Consider the following 3,332-nt stretch of genomic DNA (forward strand, 5'->3'; position numbering starts at 1 on the left):
GCGTTAATGCGGAAGTCAAAACCACCAATCACAAAAAAGGCAAAATCGTCCTCCACTTCGATACGCCGGAAACATTTGAGTATCTGCTGAAACAGTTGGGCATTGATTATCAGGCATAAGACGACAATCAGATATCGACCAAAAGCCTTTTCAACCGCTTTTCAAGCCGGATTTTGCATGATGCGAAACCCGGCTTTTTCAATATATAGTGGATTAACTTTAAACTAGTACGGCGTTGCCTCGCCTTAGCTCAAAGAGAACGATTCTCTAAGGTGCTGAAGCACCAAGTGAATCGGTTCCGTACTATAGTGGATTAAAATAAAAATGAGACAAGGCGGCAACGCCCGCCGTGTACGGGTAGTACATAAGGGCGTTGGCAACGCCGTATCATTGCAGTTTTAATCCACTATACAAAGGATTGTGGCAGGGTAGCACAACCAGTTTATTGAAAAGAGTGCGGGATGGCGATGAAGATTAAAGCGGTTGATTCGTTGTTTTTTGCCATCATCCACACTAAAAAAGGTCGTCTGAAAACATACTTTCAGACGACCTTTTCAAGTTTGGCTTCCGTATCTGTCAAACAATCCGATCGGATGCAGCCAAGTCAATCAATAACGGCCCGGAACGGTTCCCATACGCTGTTTCAGCGAGGTTTGCGGTTCGTTGAACAGGGATGCGTAGAAGGTCGCGTTGGTCATGACTTTTTTGACGTAGTCGCGGGTCTCGGTGAAGGGGATGGTTTCGGCGTAAATCGCGCCTTCCAGAGGCGTAGAAGCCTGCCAGTTGCGGGCGCGGCCGGGGCCGGCGTTGTAGCCTGCGGTTGCCATCACTTCGTTGTTTTGCAGGCGGCGTTTGGCATCTGCCATGTACCATGTACCCATGCGGATGTTGCCGTCCATGGTGTAGAGTTCGCTGCTGCTCATGCCGATTTTGCCGGCGATTTCGCGGGCGGTGGCGGGCATAACCTGCATCAGGCCTTGCGCGCCGACGCTGGATTGCGCGCCCATGACGAAACGGCTTTCTTGACGGATCAGGCCGTAAACCCAAGCGGGGTCGATGCCTGCTTGTGAGGCGTAGCGGATGGTGGTTTCTTTAAACGGAGAGAGGTAGCGCAGGTTGTAGTTGAGTTTGCGCTCGGTCCGGTCGGCGCTGTTGATCGCCATGTCGTAAAACTGGTTTTCAAAGGCGACTTGCGCGGCAGTCAGGAGGTTGTCCTCGTTGAAGTCGCGGGTGGCGAAACGCCATTCTGCCTGCGCCTGACGGCGCATTTTGGCATCGTTGCTGCTTTGGCTGTTTTTAAACAGAACCAGCGCGCGTTTGATGGCGCCGTCGTCTGCCATGCGGCGGACGTCTTTTTTATCGGCGTCGGAAACGTTGTTTTTGGTGTTGACGCGGCGGCCGAGTTCTTCGCCTGCTAAGACGGCGTAGAAATTGCGTCCGCTTGCGGCGGCTTTTTCGTACATTTCTTTAGCACGGCTTTGGTTGCCTTGTGCGGCGTAGCTGCGGCCCAGCCAGTATTGCCAAGTCGGATCTTTTTGCAGGTTGTCGGGCATTTGTTGGATGATGCCGGACAATTCGTTCCAGCGTTGCAGGCGCAGGGCGGCGCGGGCGTACCATTCAAACTGCTCGTCGGTCAGTTGTTTGCGGTCGGAAACGCGGTTGTAGTAGCTCAACGCGGTTTGCATGTTTTGATTTTGCGCTTGGTAGAGTCCCAATACGCCCCATGCGAAGCTGCTTTGTTCGCGGCTTAAGCCGGATTCCATGCCGGACAGCGTGGAGGCTGCGGAGGAGGATTTGCGCGCGTCTTTGCCGATGACGTTCAAAAGGCTGTATTCGCGCGCACCTTGCGAGCCGCCCTCAAACGGGCTGCCTAAGGCGGCTGCCAAGCTGCGTGCGTCGCTGGTTTGGCTGTTGCTCAACAATCCGCGTACGCGGCGCCATGCGTCGTTGTTGTTCAGACGACCTGCCGATGCCGCGCTTTCGACCAAGCGGGTACAGCCTGCGGGCAGCTTGTTCGTAACGCGCACAAGCTCTGCCGCCATGTTGTAGCTGCCGCTGCTCAGTTCGGCATAACATTGCACTTCTTGCACCCGACCTGCCGCATTCAGCTTTTTGTTTTCTTGGCGGAACACATCCCATTGTCCGCGCGCGCCGAGGCTTTTGAGCCATTCGTTGCGGACGGTTTCAGCCATCGCGCTGTCGCCCGCCTGCGCCAAGAATTGTTGCACCCACATATCGTCGCCGCGTTTGGCAGCGTCCAGCGCGCCTTGATATTGGCCGTAATCGGATAATACTTTGGATTCGCCTTCCGCGCGGCGGGCGGGGATGGAGGCGGGTTCGGTCAGGGAAGAGGCAGGCTCTTTGGATGAGGTGTCGTTTTCAGAGACGCACGCCGACAAGACGGCTGCGGCAATCAGGCTGAGCGAGAGGGAAAATATGCGTTGTGCGTTCATTACTTGCCGTATCTTTATTAGAATCAATTAGAACCGTATTTTAAACGATTTGGCGGCATTATCCGAATCTGAAACCGATATTTACATTAACCGCGTAATCAGGGACAACAAAAAGGTCGTCTGAAAAGCGGAATGGCTGTTTCAGACGACCTTTGAGGCATGGGCAAAGTTTACATGCAGCCTTCGTTTTGCAGCAGGGTAAACAGGGGAACGCCGTTTTCGCGGATTTTGCTGCCGCCGATCAAGTCCGTAAATTCCAAAATCGCCGCCGCTTCAACGACTTCGCCGCCGAGTTTGCGGATTAATTCCACGCCTGCGAGCATGGTGCCGCCGGTTGCGACCAGGTCATCGACCAGCAGCACGCGCGCGCCGGGTTTGACCGCATCTTTGTGGATTTCGACCGTCGCCTCGCCGTATTCCAATGCGTAGCTTTGCGAAATCGTATCAAAAGGCAGCTTGCCCTTTTTGCGGATGGGGACGAAGCCGACGTTCAATTGATACGCCAACGCCGCGCCGATGATGAAGCCGCGTGCGTCCAAGCCAGCCACGACATCGATTTTCTGACCCATATAGCGGTAAACCAGCAAGTCCACCAAAAGGCGGAAATATTCCGCGCTTTGAAGCACCGGTGTAATGTCGTGAAATAAAATGCCTTTTTGTGGCCAGTTTTCGATTTTGCGGATTTTGTCCGCCAATGCGGCGACGCCCATCGCCTCAGGATGAACCAACATTTTGCGTGTTCCCAAATGAAAAGTTTTTAACACGATATTGTAGCCGTCAGACCGTCGGTTGCCAAATCCATCGGGGCGGTTTAACCGTTCCCCGAAGCATTCATGACATGGCGTGCGACACGGTAATGCGGCTCAATCATCTTTAAGA

2 protein-coding genes and 1 pseudogene are annotated in these 3,332 nt (G+C 53.8%); 1 reads left to right on the plus strand and 2 read right to left on the minus strand.

Annotated elements, in window-relative coordinates; all coding sequences use genetic code 11:
* Positions 1 to 119 (plus strand): annotated as a pseudogene (locus HMPREF1051_RS14215) (chromosome partitioning protein ParB); the annotation flags it as partial.
* A gap of 489 nt (positions 120 to 608) precedes the next feature.
* Here the strand turns inward: HMPREF1051_RS14215 and HMPREF1051_RS04460 are convergent.
* Both HMPREF1051_RS04460 and HMPREF1051_RS04465 read right to left on the minus strand, forming a co-directional pair.
* Positions 609 to 2,453: a lytic transglycosylase domain-containing protein gene (locus HMPREF1051_RS04460; RefSeq protein ID WP_003764970.1), complete on the minus strand. Its 1,845-nt coding sequence runs from the start codon at positions 2,451 to 2,453 to the stop codon at positions 609 to 611.
* A 170-nt stretch (positions 2,454 to 2,623) separates the two neighbouring features.
* Complete coding sequence (locus tag HMPREF1051_RS04465) at positions 2,624 to 3,184, minus strand: adenine phosphoribosyltransferase (protein WP_009311093.1); 561 nt, start codon at positions 3,182 to 3,184, stop codon at positions 2,624 to 2,626.
* Between the last annotated feature and the right edge of the window lie 148 nt (positions 3,185 to 3,332).

This window comes from Neisseria sicca VK64, from assembly GCF_000260655.1.
GTDB lineage: Bacteria > Pseudomonadota > Gammaproteobacteria > Burkholderiales > Neisseriaceae > Neisseria > Neisseria sicca_B.

Bases quoted from the DNA above. Each gene is read 5' to 3' on its own strand.
- HMPREF1051_RS04460 (WP_003764970.1), bottom strand. From the start codon at position 2,453: ATGAACGCACAACGCATATTTTCCCTCTCGCTCAGCCTGATTGCCGCA.
- HMPREF1051_RS04465 (WP_009311093.1), bottom strand. From the start codon at position 3,184: ATGTTGGTTCATCCTGAGGCGATGGGCGTCGCCGCATTGGCGGACAAA.